The following is a 14,904-nucleotide window of genomic DNA, read 5'->3' as shown; positions in this document are numbered from 1 at the left end:
GGTTCCTCGTCGGCGGCCCATGCTATTCGTCCGCTGTGACGCCCCGCATACGATGATCCGGTTCCCTCTCCCCTCTGGAGGCCCCGTTGTCCGAGTTCTCCGGCCTCGACGAGTTCATCGCCGGGCTGCCCAAGGCCGAGCTGCACGTCCATCACGTCGGCTCGGCCTCGCCCCGCATCGTCGCCGAACTCGCGGCCCGCCACCCGGAGTTCGGCGTTCCACAGGACCCGGAGGCACTGCGGGAGTACTTCACCTTCACCGACTTCGCGCACTTCATCGAGATCTATCTCTCGGTCGTCGACATGCTGCGGGACGCCGAGGACATCCGGCTGCTCACCTACGAGATCGCCCGCGACATGGCCCGCCAGCAGGTGCGCTACGCCGAGCTGACCGTCACGCCCTTCAGCTCGACCAAGCGCGGGATAGCCGCCGAGGAGTTCCTGGAGGCCATCGAGGACGCCCGGACCGCCGCCGAGAAGGAGCTGGACGTCACGCTGCGCTGGACCTTCGACATCCCCGGCGAGGCGGGCCTCGCGGCGGCCGAGGAGACCGCGAGGATCGCCACGGAGATGGGCCCTGACGGCCTGCTCTCGTTCGGTCTCGGCGGCCCCGAAATCGGCGTTCCGCGCTCGCAGTTCAAGCCGTACTTCGACCGTGCGATCGCGGCGGGGCTGCGCAGCGTGCCGCACGCGGGCGAGACCACGGGTCCGGAGACGATCTGGGACGCCCTCACCTCGCTGCGTGCGGAGCGCATCGGGCACGGCACGAGCGCCGTCCAGGACCCGCGGCTGCTGGAGCATCTCGCCGAGCGGCAGATCCCGCTGGAGGTCTGCCCTACCTCCAACATCGCGACCCGTGCCGTGGAGACGCTGGACGAGCACCCGCTGCCGCAACTGGCCGAGGCGGGCGTCCTGGTGACGATCAACAGCGACGACCCCCCGATGTTCGGCACGGACCTCAACACCGAGTACGGGATCGCCGCACGGCTGCTCGGCCTGGACGCGGCGGGCGTCGCCGCCCTCGCACGCAACGCCGTACGGGCCTCCTTCATGGACGAGCCCACCAGGAAGCGGCTGAACGCTGAGATCGACGCCTACCTCGCCTCCTGGAAGCGGCAGCGGAGCGCCGCCGACTGACCGTCCGCGCACACGGAAGCAGTCGCAGAAAGGACGCGGAGACCGGACCGGGTGACGGACCCGGACCCGGCGTAGGACAGGGAAGGGGCCGAAGTCCGCGTGGACTTCGGCCCCTTCACATGCCCGTCCGCCCGCGCGAGGGCTGCGCCGGCCGCCGAGCGCGTCAGGACTGGTACGGGTTCTGCGGGGGCTGCCCCTGCGGCTGCTGGCCGGCGAACGGATTGCCCTGCGGCGGCATCTGGCCCTGCCCGGGGTGGCCCTGCCCGGCGTACGGCTGCTGCCCTCCGGGCTGTGCGGCTCCGTAGCCGGACTGCGGCGCGGGGGCGCCGCCCTGGGCGAGGAGCTGCTCGGCGTTCTCCTTCGTCACCTCGCTCGCGCCGCCGCAGAAGGTGCACTGGAGGTAGTGCTTCGCGGGGGCGATCGGGAAGAGCGGGATGAAGAAGAGGGAGAACTTCGTGACCCGCTTACGCAGCGAGTGCGCCGAAGGATTGCCGCAGAAGGCGCACAGCAGGTTCAGCATCGCAAGCTGATGCATCTTGGTCGAGGTGCCGAAGATGAGCACGAGAGCCCCGTTTCTCAGTGTGTGTTCGCGGAGGGATTCTGCGTCGGTGTCTTTCCGGGTCTGCTTCCCGGCCAGAGGTTTCCGTGGCAGCCAACCACCCTGCACATACCGGCAGTCAAGCCGTTCACGTAACGAGACGGCTCCAACCGAACGCGTCCACACGACCGACGGCGGCGCCCGTGACGCGAGGAGGCCCCGGGCGGAGGGGGAACGCCCACCGCCCGGGGCCTGCGAAGCAGCCGCTTGAGGACCGGGTCACCGGGCCTTGCGGCTCACGCTCACAGCGCCGTCATCACATGCTTGACGCGCGTGTAGTCCTCCAGCCCGTACGCCGAGAGGTCCTTGCCGTAGCCGGACTTCTTGAAGCCGCCGTGCGGCATCTCCGCGACCAGCGGGATATGGGTGTTGATCCATACGCAGCCGAAGTCCAGCGACTTCGACATCCGCATGGCACGGCCGTGGTCGGTGGTCCACACCGAGGACGCCAGCGCGTACTCGACGTCGTTGGCCCAGGTCACGGCCTGGTTCTCGTCGGTGAACTTCTGGACTGTGATGACCGGACCGAAGACCTCGTTCTGGATGATCTCGTCGTCCTGGCGCAGCCCCGAGACGACCGTCGGCGCGTAGAACCAGCCCTTGTCGCCTACGCGTTCACCGCCGGACTCGACCTTGGCGTGCGCGGGCAGCCGGTCGATGAAGCCGCTGACCTTCTCCAGGTGCGTCGGGTTGTTGAGGGGCCCGTAGAAGCAGTCGGGGTCGCTGAGGTCGCCGGTCTTCACCTCGCCCGCGGCCTTGGCCAGCGCGGTGACGAACTGCTCGTAGACGCCTTCCTGTACGAGGACACGCGTCGCCGCGGTGCAGTCCTGACCGGCGTTGAAGAAGCCGCCGTCGCGGATGCCCTCGACCGCGGCCTGCACGTCGGCGTCGTCGAAGACCACGCACGGCGCCTTGCCGCCCAGCTCCAGATGTACGCGCTTGAGGTCCTTGGCCGCGCTGCCCGCGACCTCCGTACCGGCACGCACCGACCCGGTGATCGAGGCCATCGCGGGCGTCTTGTGCTCGACCATGAGGCGGCCGGTGTCGCGGTCGCCGCAGAGGACGTTGAAGACGCCCTTGGGCAGGATCTCGCCCATCACCTCGGCCATGAAGACAGCGGAGGCGGGGGTGGTGTCGGACGGCTTGAGCACGACGGTGTTGCCCGCGGCCAGCGCCGGTGCGAACTTCCAGACGGCCATCATCGCGGGGTAGTTCCACGGTGCGACCTGTGCGCATACGCCCACCGGCTCACGCCGTACATAGGAGGTGAGCCCCTCCATGTACTCGCCGGCGGACTTGCCCTCCAGCATGCGGGCGGCACCGGCGAAGAAGCGGATCTGGTCGAGCATCATGGGCAGTTCTTCCTGCCTGGTCAGCTCCAGCGGCTTGCCGCAGTTCTCGCATTCGACGGCCAGGAACTCGTCCGCGCGGGCCTCCAGCGCGTCCGCGATCTTCAAGATCGCCTTCTGCCTCTCGGCCGGAGTGGTGTCGCGCCAGCCCGGAAAGGCCCGCTCGGCCGCGGCCATCGCGGCGTCGACATCGGCGGCGGCGGAAAGCGGCGCGGTGGCGTACACGTCGCCCGTGGCGGGATTCACCACGTCGGTGGTCCGGCCGTCAGCGGCGTCCCGGAACTCACCGTCGATGTAGTTGCGCAGCCGACGCAGCTCGGTGGTCACTTCGCACCCCTCCTGCTCCGTTGTCCATGTCCATTGGGTGAGACCGCCACCCTAACCAGCACTGCAACGCTTTCGATACACCACCACACCGCCTACGACGGATTCGGTTCTCGCAGCCATGTATTGCTTCGAATTGCATTGCTTACGGGTTGCGATTCGGAGGAGGTCTCATGCACAGTGTCGTGCGTGGCCCGAGACGCGAAGAAGACGAACGGCATCCGCTCGCTCGACGATGTGTCGCTTGCGATCATCGAGCAGCTCCAGGAGGACGGCAGGCGGCCCTACGCCGCCATCGGCAAGGCCGTCGGCCTGTCGGAAGCGGCCGTACGGCAGCGCGTCCAGAAGCTCCAGGACCAGGGTGTCATGCAGATCGTCGCCGTCACCGACCCCCTCACGGTGGGCTTCCTGCGGCAGGCGATGGTCGGCATCAACATCGAGGGCGATCTCGAGTCCGTGGCGGACGCCCTCGCCGAGATCGACGAGGTCGACTACGTGGTCGTCACGGCCGGCTCGTTCGACCTGCTCGTGGAGATCGTCTGCCAGGACGACGAGCACCTGCTGGAGATGATCACCAAGCGGATCCGTTCCCTTCCGGGGGTGCGCACCACCGAGAGCTTCGTCTACCTCAAGCTGCGAAAGCAGACCTACACGTGGGGGACACGATGACCGTGACAAAGGATCTGTCGAAGACCGCCCACGACCACCTGTGGATGCACTTCACCCGCATGTCGTCGTACGAGCGGACGCCCGTCCCCACGATCGTCCGCGGCGAGGGCACCCACATCTACGACACCGACGGCAAGCGCTACCTCGACGGCCTCGCCGGGCTCTTCGTGGTACAGGCCGGTCACGGCCGCGCGGAGCTGGCCGAGGCCGCCAACAAGCAGGCGCAGGACCTCGGTTTCTTCCCCATCTGGTCCTACGCGCACCCCAAGGCCGTCGAACTCGCCGAGCGCCTGGCGCACCACGCCCCCGGCGACCTCAACAAGGTCTTCTTCACCACGGGCGGCGGCGAGGCCGTGGAGACCGCGTGGAAGCTCGCCAAGCAGTTCCACAAGCTGACCGGCAACCCCGGCAAGTACAAGGTGATCTCGCGCAACGTCGCCTACCACGGCACCCCCCACGGCGCCCTCTCGATCACCGGACTCCCGGGCCTGAAGGCCCCGTTCGAGCCGCTGGTGCCGGGCGCGCACAAGGTGCCCAACACCAACATCTACCGGGCACCGGCGCACGGCGACGACCCCGAGGCGTTCGGACGCTGGGCCGCCGACCAGATCGAGCAGCAGATCCTCTTCGAGGGCCCGGAGACGGTCGCGGCGGTCTTCCTCGAACCCGTGCAGAACGCGGGCGGCTGCTTCCCCCCGCCCCCGGGCTACTTCCAGCGCGTCCGCGAGATCTGCGACCGGCACGACGTGCTGCTCGTCTCCGACGAGGTCATCTGCGCCTTCGGACGGCTGGGGACGCTCTTCGGCTGCGACAAGTTCGGCTACGTGCCGGACATCATCACCTGTGCCAAGGGCATGACCTCCGGCTACTCGCCGATCGGCGCCGCGATCATCTCCGACCGCATCGCCGAGCCCTTCTGGAAGGGCGACAACACCTTCCTGCACGGCTACACCTTCGGCGGCCACCCGGTCTCGGCGGCCGTGGCGCTCGCCAACCTCGACATCTTCGAACGCGAGGGACTCAACCAGCACGTCCTCGACAACGAGCCCGCGTTCCGTGCCACGCTGCGCAAGCTGCTCGACCTTCCCATCGTCGGCGACGTACGCGGCGACGGCTTCTTCTACGGCATCGAACTCGTCAAGGACAAGGCCACCAAGGAGACCTTCACCGAGGAGGAGTCCGAGCGGGTCCTCTACGGATTCCTCTCCAAGGCGCTCTTCGAGGCCGGGCTCTACTGCCGGGCCGACGACCGCGGCGACCCCGTGGTGCAGCTCGCACCGCCGCTCATCTCCGACCAGAGCATCTTCGACGAGGCCGAGGGCATCCTGCGCTCGGTGCTGACGGAGGCGTGGACGAAGCTCTGACGGGCGCGTGCGCTGAATGGACAACTCGGCGTGTACGTGGGGGGGTTGAGCCCCGGCCTGGCTCCATGCCGGGGCCGCTCAGCGCCACTTGAGCGCGAACCACAGCTCCATCCGTACATCGGGATCGGCCAGGTCCTCGCCCAGCAGGGCGGCGGCACGGGCGACGCGTTGCCGCACCGTGTTGCGGTGTACCTCCAGGGCCACCGCCGTACGGTCCCAACTGCCGTTCAGCGACAGCCACATGCGCAGCGTCTCCACGAGATACGGGCGCCCGTCCAGAGGTGCCAGCCGCGCCCCGGCCATCTCGCGTGCCTCCGCCGGCTCCACGAGCGAGGCCACATCGGCGGCCTCCCCCGCGGCGTCGCCCCGCTGCCGTACGAGGGGGCGGCGCTCGGCGAGGGCCCGGCGCAGCGCGCGTGCCGCCTGGCCGTCCGCGCGGGCCAGTTGAGCGGCGGGGACCGGCCCGCTGACGCCCAGCGTCCAGCCCGGCTGCGGCTCGATGGCTGGGGTTCCGCTCCCGCCGGCCGGGGTGCCGGTTCGCGTGGCCGCGCCCGACCGACCGCCCGCGCCGGGGACTGCGTCGCCTTCGCCGTTCGTGCCCGTACCGGTATCCGTGGCCGCGCCCGTGCCGGTATCCGTGGCCGTACCCGTACCGGCATCCGTGGCCGTGCCGGTATCCGTACCCGTATCCGTATCGCTGTCCGTGACAGGTACGAGGGCACGCAGCTCCCCGTCCGCAAGGTCGATGAGCGTGGTGCCGAGTCCCGCCGCGAGGGCGGAAGTCGCGAACGGGTCGCTCCCGTGCACCGTGCCGTGCCGCCGCTGTCCGCGCACCACGGCCCACCGCCGCGCGTCACCGCTCAGCAGCGTCGCCGCCTCCTGAGGTGACGCTCCCAGCATCAGCCGTACGAGCGCGGCCGAGCGCTGCTCCTCGGTCTCGGCGGCGCGGCGTTCGGTGAGCAGCGCGAGCAGCACCACCGCCACCGAGGCGATGGCGCCGTCGATGCCGTCGCGGTGTGGGGCGCACAGGCCCAGCGCGAGCGGTTTCCCTCCGCCTCCCCCTCCGCCCCCTCCCGCTGCGCCTCCCCCGCCGCCGCTTCCCAGCCCGTAAACGCTCAGGCGCAGCTCTCCGTACGTCCCGGCCGCGGAGGACGGCCCCTGCCGCAACAGGCCGGTGAGCGAGGCGAGTTCGGCCCGCGCCTCCTCGGGGGGCGCGGCTCCGGCGGACGCCAGTTCACGTCCGTCCCGGCCGAGCAGCACGGCCCACGCGTCCAGGCGCTGTGCGAGCTGTCCGAGCACCGCCGGTACGGGATGCGGCCCGGCCGCCGCCGCTGCCAGCGTCTGCTGTGCCTCGCTGAGCCTGCGCAGCGCCTGGTGGCGGCGCTGGGTGACGGCCTGCCACAGGGCCCGCGCCACCGCCGTGAACGGCGTGTCCCTCGGCACCTCCACGAGCGGCAGACCGTGCCGTTCGCAGGCGTCGGCGAGCTGCGCCGGGACCTCCTCGTGCACGGGCGCGACTCCGAAGCCGAGCGCCGCCGCACCTGCCTCCATCGAGCGCAGCACATAGCGCTCCCAGTGCTCGCCGTGGTCCGGCCCCGGCGGGCAGTGCACACCGGCGCTCAACAGCAGCTCGCCGCCGAGCAGATAGGGCAGCGGATCGGCCATCTCGCTGGTGTGCACGGAGTACACGGGAGTCTCGCGCGAGCCGTCAGGCCCTGCGAGCTGCCGCAGCCCCAGCGCGGGGTCCCCGGTCAGCACGGACAGCGGGACCGGTACGGCCGGCGGCACCAGTTCCTGCACGGCCACCCCCGAAGCTCCTGGACGATGGACGATTCCCACAGCAGAGGCCGTGGCGGTGGAGGAAACGTACACTTCCCGGCCGCCTTGACGGCACCTAGGCTCCAGCTCGATCCCCAGCACACACAGCTTTCGGGCACACCCCCGTCCCCCGTGTTCACACCCACCCGCTCCCCCTCCCCTCCCCCTCCCCTCCTTCTCCCCTACGCCCGGCCCGAGGAGCGCTCATGGCCGTCGACTACGCAGTGATCATCGTCTATCTCGTGGGCATGCTCGCCGTGGGCTGGTGGGGCATGCGCCGCGCCAAGTCCAAGAGCGACTTCCTCGTCGCGGGCCGCCGCCTGGGGCCCGTCCTCTACTCCGGCACGATGGCCGCCATCGTGCTCGGCGGCGCCTCGACCATCGGCGGGGTCGGCCTGGGCTACCAGTACGGACTCTCCGGCGCCTGGCTGGTGTTCACGATCGGCTTCGGACTGCTGGCCCTGAGCCTGTTCTTCTCCGCCCGCATCTCGCGGCTGAAGGTCTACACGGTCAGCCAGATGCTCGACCTGCGCTACGGCGGCTCGTCATCGGTGATCTCGGGCGCGGTGATGTGGTCGTACACGCTGATGCTCGCCGTCACCTCGACCATCGCCTACGCGACCATCTTCGACGTCATCTTCGGCCTGGACCGCACGCTGGCGATCATGCTGGGCGGCGGCATCGTCATCGCGTACTCGACGCTCGGCGGGATGTGGTCGATCACGCTGACGGACATGGCGCAGTTCGTGGTGAAGTCCGTGGGCGTGCTGCTTCTGCTGCTGCCGATCGCCGTGTGGAAGGCCGGCGGCATCGACGGAATGCGGGAGCAGCTTCCGGACGAGTACTTCTCGCCCATGAACATCGGCGTGCAGACGGTCTTCACCTACGTGCTGATCTACTCGTTCGGCATGCTGATCGGACAGGACATCTGGCAGCGGGTGTTCACCGCGCGCAGCGACACCGTCGCCCGCAACGGCGGCGCGGTCGCCGGTGTCTACTGCCTCGTCTACGCGATAGCGGGCGCCGTGATCGGCACCAGTGCCAAGGCGCTCTTCCCGAAACTGGACAGCCCCGACGCGGCGTTCGCCACGATCGTCGGCGAGGCGCTGCCGATCGGGGTGAAGGGCCTCGTGCTCGCGGCGGCCCTCTCCGCGGTGATGTCGACCTCGTCGGGCGCGCTGATCGCCTGCGCGACCGTCGCCAACAACGACATCTGGAAGCGGCTGCGCCGCACCCCCGCCAAGCCGGAGTCATCGGCCGGAACGGAGTCCGCGACCGGTGACGGAGGCCATGACGAGGTGCGCGGCAACCGACTGTTCATCCTCGTCATGGGTGCGGCCGTCGTGGCGATATCCATCGCGCTCAACGACGTCGTGGAGGCCCTGACCGTGGCGTACAACCTGCTCGTCGGCGGGCTGCTGGTGCCCATCCTCGGCGGCCTGGTGTGGAAGCGCGGCACGGCGCACGGCGCGCTCGGAGCCGTGGCCGCGGGCGGCGCCACGGTCGTGGCGATGATGGCCTGGAAGGGCGTGCTCGCCAACGAGGCCATCTACTACGGGCTGTTGGCGTCGCTGCTGACGTATGTCGCGGTGAGCCTCGCCGGGAAGCCGACGGATCCGGCGGTACTGGCCGAATGGCGTGCCCGGCTCGCGGGCGAGGGCCACACCGACGCGGGTCCGGGCGTCGGCGCGAGCGGCGAAGGGTCCGGCGGCGCGGACGGCACGGGCCCTGCGGGCGGCAAGCCGGGCACGGGCGCTCCCGCCGGAGTCTGACGGACGCCCCCGCACCCGCCGCTCCCGGCGCGAGTCCCAGAACCTCAGCAATTCCCGGTACCGCTGCAACTCCCAGTACCTTCACGTTCCCTGCCCACCACGTCGAAAGGCGCGACCTACCGCATGGCTCCCGCTTCCGCACCCGCAGCCCGCACCGGTGGAGACCTCGTCGCCGAATCCCTCACCGCCCTCGGTGCCCGCACCGTCTTCGGACTGCCGGGCCAGCACGCTCTGGGTGCCTTCGACGCCGTACGCCGCTCCCCCCTGTCGTACGTGGGACTGCGTATGGAGAACAACGCGGGCTTCGCCGCCGACGCCTGCGCCCGCGTCACCGGCACCGTCACACCGCTGCTGGTCTCCACCGGACCCGGCGCGCTGATGTCGCTGGCCGCTCTCCAGGAGTCCGCGGCGGCGTCGGCGCCGGTGCTGGGCATCAGCAGCCAGGTGCCCCTCGCCGGCCTCGGCGGCGGACGCAAGGGTTATCTCCACGAACTCCGCGACCAGCAAGGCTCGTTCCGCGACATCGTGAAGTCCGTCCACACGGTACGGGCGGTCTCGCAGATCCCCTCGGCGCTCGCGGCGGCATGGGCGGCGGCGCTGGAGGCGCCCAGCGGCCCCGTCTGGGTCGAGATCCCGCAGGACGTACTCCTCGCGCACACGGACGCGCCCGTGCCCGAGTCGCTCGGCGCTGCCGACGGCCCCGCCGCTCCACGTCCGCTGCCCCCGCGTCCCGAACTGACCGCCCGCGCCGCCCGGTTGCTCGATGCCGCGGAGCGACCCGCGGTGCTCGCCGGAGGCGGAGTCGTACGCTCCGGCGCCCGGTCACAGCTCCTCGCCCTCGCGGAACGCCTGGACGCACCCGTCGCCACCACCTTCGGCGGCAAGGGCGCCTTCCCCTGCGGCCACCGCCTCTCCCTCGGCTCCTGGGTCGAGGACCGGCACACCACCGACTTCCTCTCCGACGCCGACGTACTGCTCGTCGTGGGCTCCGGACTCGGCGAACTGTCCACCAACTACTACACGTTGGCGCCGCGCGGCCGGGTCGTCCATATCGAGGCCGACCTGGGCAAACTGGAGGCCAACCACCCCGCGCTGGGCATACACGCCGACGCCCGCGCCGCACTCGAAGCGCTCACCGCCGCGGTCACGCCACGCCCCGCGGGCCGCGCCGAGCAGGAGGCCGCGGCACTGCTGGCACGCGTGAAGGCCCGTATCGACGCCCAGGGCCTGGATCTCGAACAGCGCCTGCTCCGCTCTGTGCGCGACGCCCTCCCCGACACCTCGCCCAGCTTCTGGGACATGACGATCCTCGCGTACTGGGCGTGGTCGGCCTTCGACCCCCGCGAGGGCGCCATGCACTCCGCCCAGGGCGCGGGCGGCCTCGGCTACGGCTTCCCCGCCCGCGCTCGGCGCCGCCGCCGCGGACCCCGCGCGCAGCACCCCGGTCCTCGCGGTCTCCGGCGACGGCGGCGCGATGTACTCCATCGCCGAACTCGCCACCGCCCGCCAGTACGACCTGCCCGTGACCTGGCTCATCGTCGACGACGGCGGCTACGGCATCCTCCGTACGTACATGACGGAGTCCTTCGGCGAGACGACCGGCACCGAACTGTCCCGGCCCGACTTCGCCGCGCTCGCCGAGTCGTTCGGCGTCCCCGCGGTGCGCACCTGCCCGGAACGGCTGCGCGACGACCTCTCCTCGGCGCTCGCCGCACCGGGGCCGTCCGTGGTGGTCCTCCCGGCGGAACTACGGATGTTCGCCCCCACACACCTGGGCGACGACGGCTGAACCACCGACTGCGAGGCGCCCCTTACGAAGCAGCGGGCGGATCTCGTAGGGGCCCCCGAACGGGCCACGGCCAGACCACACGCTGGACCCGGACAGGACTCGGCAGGACGCGGGCAGGACGCGAACGCGGCCCCTCGCAGGGCGCTGAAGTGGGCACCGAACGGGGCGCCGAACGGGCGGGGCCATCTGCGAGGCCCGTTCGGTGGAATCTGCGCCGCGCCCCGGCGGATGGCACTCGATGGCCGCCCCGCTCTCCTTACGGTTCCTGTGACCGACCGCCCCGGGCCCTTGTTCACCCTTTGGTGGGACAGGGCCCGGCAGGGACCAGCAGAGGTGAGTGGAGGTGCCCTCAGTGGCAGCACCCCCGGACAACGACGTGCTATGGGCACGCGGACTGCATTACTCGTACGGCGGTTCCCCCGCCCTGCAAGACGTATCGATCGGCGTACGCGCCGGAGAGATCGTCTCCGTCACCGGACCCCGCGGCAGCGGCAAGACGACCTTGCTGAGCTGCCTGTCGGGTCAACTCGCCCCGCACGACGGCGAGATCTGGTTCAACAGCGTGCCGGTGCACACCCTCTCCCGCACATCGCGCGAGCGGATGCGCCGCGACCGCTTCGGCTGGGTCGGCAGCAAGCCGCAGCTCATCCCCGAACTCACCGCGTGGGAGAACGCCGCGCTGCCGATGCTGCTGAACGGCACCGGCTCCCGCGCCGCCCGCAAGGCAGCCGTCGAATGGCTGGAGCGGCTCGACGTGGGCGAGTGCGCACGTAAACGGCCTTCGGCGCTGCGGCAGTCGCAGCGCCAGCGCGTCGCCATCGCCCGCGCGCTCGCGCCCGCTCCCGCGATCGTCTTCGCCGACGAACCCACCGCTCCCCTGCACCAGGCCGAACGAGCCCAGGTGCTGCGGACGTTGACGACCGCCGCCCGTACGCACGACATCACGGTGGTGCTCACCACCCACGACCCGGCGGTGATGCTGCCGAAGGTGACACCGGGAGACCCGCAGTCGCCCGACGCGGCAGGACCGACGCTCGCGGACCGCAATCTCACGCTCGTCGACGGACGGCTGAGCGGCGGCCTGATCGCTGCCGGGCCCGGCGCCACAGGCAGCCCAGGCAGCGGCCCCAACGGAACCGAAGGCGACGGCGAGGGCGGCGCAGCCGGTGGCAAGGGCATGGCCACGGGCGACGGCGACTCGGACGGCGAAGACTCCAAGGGTGCCGCGTGCTCGCTCTCCGTCTGATCCGCGGGGGCCACCCCCTGACCCTGCTGCGCCGTCTGCTGGTCGCGTGCGCGACGTCCGTCGTGGGATTCCTTCTGCTCGCCGCGCTGAGTCATGCCCTCGCTCATCCGCACCGGTCCGGTGGTTCGCTCGTCCAGCTCGTGTGGTGTCTCGTACCTCTCGCGGCTACCGTGCAGTTCGCGGCGGCGGTCGCCCGTACCGACCCGGGTTCGCGGTCGCGTTCCGCGCTGGACGCCGCCGGGGTGGGCCCGGCACGTGTCCCGCTGCTGGCGGCCGTGTCGACCGCGATGTCGGCGCTGCTGGGCAGTGCCGTGGCGCTGGTGATCTATCTGCATCTGCGCGGGCAGTTGGCGGCGGCACCGTTCGACGGGGCCGCGGTGGGCATGCTCGCCGGGGACCGTCCGCTGCCGGTGGCGGCGACGGTGGTGCTGCTGGCCGTACCGCCGCTGACGGCCGCTTGCGGTGCGGCGGTCGCGACCCGTCCGGCGGCGCTGCCCGCAGTGGCCGGAGCCACGGCGGGCGCTCCGGCCGGTACCGGGGCGGCAGGCGGAGGCGGAGGCGGCATGCACGCAGCCCCGCCGAACGGTGCCGATGTCCGGCACGGCCACGCCGACGGCTCCGGTGAAGGCCAGCCGTTCCGGGTGCTTCCGGGACCGCTGCCCGCATCGGTCACGCTTCCCTGGGGCGCCGCGTGCCTGGCCGCCGGACTGGCCACGGAGACGTATGCGAGCCGTTCGCCGAAGCCGCTCTCGCTGTCGGCCGTGCTGTCCAACAGCGCACCCGGCGTGCTGGGCGGCTGGCTGCTGGCCGCGCTCGGTCTCGTACTGGCGGGCCCAGGGATCACCCAGCTCTGCGGCCGGCTGCTGGCGGTCGGCAGGCCGGGGGCCGTACGGCTGCTCGCGGGCCGGGTGCTTCAGCAGGAGTCCGCACGCATCGGCAGGCCGTTGGGCGTGCTGTGCGCGGTGGCCGCCGCCGGGCTGGCGGCGGCCGAACTCTACGGCGCCTCCCCGCAGGACGGGCCGCGCATGTTCGGGCCGTTGACGCTGCTGGGCGCGGCGCTGGTGGTCGTGTGCGTCACCGCGAGCGCGCTGACGGCGGCAGCGGAGTCGCGTGCGGCCCGCAGACCGGCGAACGCGGCACTGGTCAGGCTGGGCGCTCCGCGGCGGCTGCTGCGGGGGGCGGCGGTGGTGCGTGCGGTTGTCGTGTGTGCCGTGATGGGGGCGCTGACCTGGGCGGTGAGTCAACTCGCGGCGCTGCCGCTGACGTCGTGACGTCCTGACGGGCGGGCGACTCGGCGGGCGGGCGGTCGGGCTGCGGGGCGCATCCTGCTACTCCTGATCGGGCGTCGTCCTCCGTGGCCTGGCTCGGCCCCTCCGGCTCGAAGGGCGGTCCGCTTTCCGTAAGCGGGCCGCCCTTCGCTGTGCGGCGCCTAGGCTGAGGGGATGCTCGACCACGAGATAGAGACGCTCGAAGAGTTCGACGACGTCGTGGAGGCGACCGGCTGCCTCAGCGGCTGGCGTGTGCAGTCGGTGGACCTGCGGGAACGCGGTACGGCGCTCGCCTCGGCGGAGACCGAGGGCGCCGTCTTCCTCGGGTGTGCGATGGACCCGGAGTCGGTCGTGCGGGTGCAGCAGAGCGGCGGGCTGGTCTTTCCGCCCGTGCCGGGCCTGCCGTTCGACCCGTACCGCGGACGGCTCTACTCTCCCGACGAACTCTTCGACGGGCTCACCGCCGGCGACTACGAGCGGACGCCGGACGCCCACTCGTACCACTGGTTCCAGCGGACGAAGAACGACGGCGACGTCTTCTCCTCGATGCTCCGCGCCGTGCACGACGACGCGATCTCCGACGCCCTCGACGAACAGCTCGTCGGCGCAAGGGTGGTCGGCGTCATGGGCGGGCACAGACTCGCACGCGGCAGCGACGCCTACGCGGGCGCGGCCCGGCTCGGACGCGCCCTCGCCCGCGCCGGGCACACCGTCGCGACGGGCGGGGGCCCCGGTGCGATGGAGGCGGCGAACCTCGGTGCGTACGCGGCGCCGTTCCACGACGGCATGCTGGAGAAGGCGCTTGAGATGCTGTCGACGGCTCCGGACTTCGAGGCGTCGGTGAGCGAGTGGGCGCGTGCTGCCTTCGCCGTGCGGGAGGGCTGGCCCGGAGGCGGGGCGTCCGTGGGAATCCCTACCTGGTTCTACGGGCACGAGCCGCCGAACGCGTTCGCCCAGCACATCGCGAAGTACTTCGTCAACGCGGTGCGCGAGGACGGGCTGTTGGCACGCTCGAACGCGGGCGTGGTCTTCCTCCCGGGCGCCGCGGGCACCGTGCAGGAGATCTTCGACAACGCGACGCCGAACTACTACCAGTCGCGCGGCGCTCCCACCCCGATGGTGCTGGTGGACGAGGAGCACTGGACGCGGACGCTGCCGTGCTGGCCGCTGCTGAAGGCGCTGGCGGGCGAGCGGCCGATGGCCTCGCGTATCGCCCTGGCCGCCTCGGTCGATGAGGTGCCGCAGACGCTGGCACGGCTGGCGGGTGGTGGGGACGGGGGCTGACGGGCGTCGGGCGTCGGGCGTTGCCGTGTCGCGGCTGGATGGTGACGGGTGTCGGATGACAACCGGCGGAGGACAGACAGCAGTTGACGGATGTCAGATGACGGCTGACGGCTGACGGCTGACGGCTGACGGCTGACGGCTGACGGCTGACGGCTGACGGCTGACGGCTGACGGCTGACGGCTATCAGCTATCCAATTCCCGGTGACGACTTTCAGTTAACAGCGATCAGTTGACGACTATCAGCTGACGACTGACGGATAACGGCTGATGGATGACAGATAACAGA

10 protein-coding genes and 1 pseudogene are annotated in these 14,904 nt (G+C 71.1%); 8 read left to right on the top strand and 3 right to left on the bottom strand.

Features of this window, described 5'->3' with window-relative positions:
- Nucleotides 1–86: 86 nt before the first annotated feature.
- Nucleotides 87–1,136, top strand: a complete 1,050-nt coding sequence (locus MMA15_RS21680; RefSeq protein WP_241061779.1) for an adenosine deaminase — start codon at nucleotides 87–89, stop codon at nucleotides 1,134–1,136.
- Between the two features lie 163 nt (nucleotides 1,137–1,299).
- On the opposite strand, the gene MMA15_RS21675 is transcribed toward MMA15_RS21680, so the two are convergent.
- Both MMA15_RS21675 and MMA15_RS21670 read right to left on the bottom strand, forming a co-directional pair.
- On the bottom strand, nucleotides 1,300–1,698 hold the full coding sequence (locus MMA15_RS21675) for a zinc ribbon domain-containing protein (protein WP_241061778.1): 399 nt from the start codon (nucleotides 1,696–1,698) through the stop codon (nucleotides 1,300–1,302).
- Nucleotides 1,699–1,976: 278 nt separating this feature from the next.
- Nucleotides 1,977–3,410 carry a gamma-aminobutyraldehyde dehydrogenase gene (locus MMA15_RS21670; protein WP_241061777.1) on the bottom strand — a complete coding sequence of 478 codons (1,434 nt, stop codon included), beginning with the start codon at nucleotides 3,408–3,410 and terminating at the stop codon, nucleotides 1,977–1,979.
- Nucleotides 3,411–3,587: 177 nt separating this feature from the next.
- Between MMA15_RS21670 and MMA15_RS21665 the strand changes: the two genes are divergently transcribed.
- On the top strand, nucleotides 3,588–4,076 hold the full coding sequence (locus tag MMA15_RS21665) for an Lrp/AsnC family transcriptional regulator (RefSeq protein ID WP_241061776.1): 489 nt from the start codon (nucleotides 3,588–3,590) through the stop codon (nucleotides 4,074–4,076).
- Nucleotides 4,077–4,078: 2 nt separating this feature from the next.
- Nucleotides 4,079–5,440: an aspartate aminotransferase family protein gene (locus MMA15_RS21660; RefSeq protein ID WP_241063351.1), complete on the top strand. Its 1,362-nt coding sequence runs from the start codon at nucleotides 4,079–4,081 to the stop codon at nucleotides 5,438–5,440.
- 78 nt (nucleotides 5,441–5,518) lie between these two features.
- Here the strand turns inward: MMA15_RS21660 and MMA15_RS21655 are convergent, their stop codons facing one another.
- Entirely contained in the window at nucleotides 5,519–7,240 is a 1,722-nt protein-coding gene (locus tag MMA15_RS21655; protein ID WP_241063350.1) for a PucR family transcriptional regulator, read from the bottom strand.
- A 224-nt stretch (nucleotides 7,241–7,464) separates the two neighbouring features.
- On the opposite strand from MMA15_RS21655, the gene MMA15_RS21650 reads away from it, so the two are divergent.
- From MMA15_RS21650 to MMA15_RS21630, 5 genes and pseudogenes are all read left to right on the top strand, one after another.
- On the top strand, nucleotides 7,465–9,030 hold the full coding sequence (locus tag MMA15_RS21650) for a sodium:solute symporter family protein (protein WP_241061775.1): 1,566 nt from the start codon (nucleotides 7,465–7,467) through the stop codon (nucleotides 9,028–9,030).
- A 123-nt stretch (nucleotides 9,031–9,153) separates the two neighbouring features.
- Nucleotides 9,154–10,819: pseudogene (locus MMA15_RS21645) on the top strand (thiamine pyrophosphate-binding protein).
- A 352-nt stretch (nucleotides 10,820–11,171) separates the two neighbouring features.
- A complete protein-coding gene (locus tag MMA15_RS21640; protein WP_241061774.1) occupies nucleotides 11,172–12,065 on the top strand; it encodes an ABC transporter ATP-binding protein in 894 nt (297 codons plus the stop codon).
- Entirely contained in the window at nucleotides 12,047–13,336 is a 1,290-nt protein-coding gene (locus tag MMA15_RS21635; RefSeq protein WP_241061773.1) for a hypothetical protein, read from the top strand. The genes MMA15_RS21640 and MMA15_RS21635 overlap by 19 nt, the downstream gene beginning before the upstream one ends.
- 171 nt (nucleotides 13,337–13,507) lie before the next feature.
- Nucleotides 13,508–14,617 (top strand): LOG family protein, encoded by a 1,110-nt coding sequence (locus tag MMA15_RS21630; protein WP_241061772.1) that lies wholly within the window; start codon nucleotides 13,508–13,510, stop codon nucleotides 14,615–14,617.
- Nucleotides 14,618–14,904: the final 287 nt, after the last annotated feature.

Source organism: Streptomyces marispadix, from assembly GCF_022524345.1.
GTDB lineage: Bacteria > Actinomycetota > Actinomycetes > Streptomycetales > Streptomycetaceae > Streptomyces > Streptomyces marispadix.
The sequence above is the reverse complement of the archived record's forward strand: the minus strand, read 5'-3'. Positions and strand labels throughout refer to the sequence as shown.

Coding starts and splice junctions, on each gene's coding strand:
- MMA15_RS21650 (WP_241061775.1), top strand. CDS start 7,465: ATGGCCGTCGACTACGCAGTGATCATCGTCTATCTCGTGGGCATGCTC.
- MMA15_RS21630 (WP_241061772.1), top strand. CDS start 13,508: ATGCTCGACCACGAGATAGAGACGCTCGAAGAGTTCGACGACGTCGTG.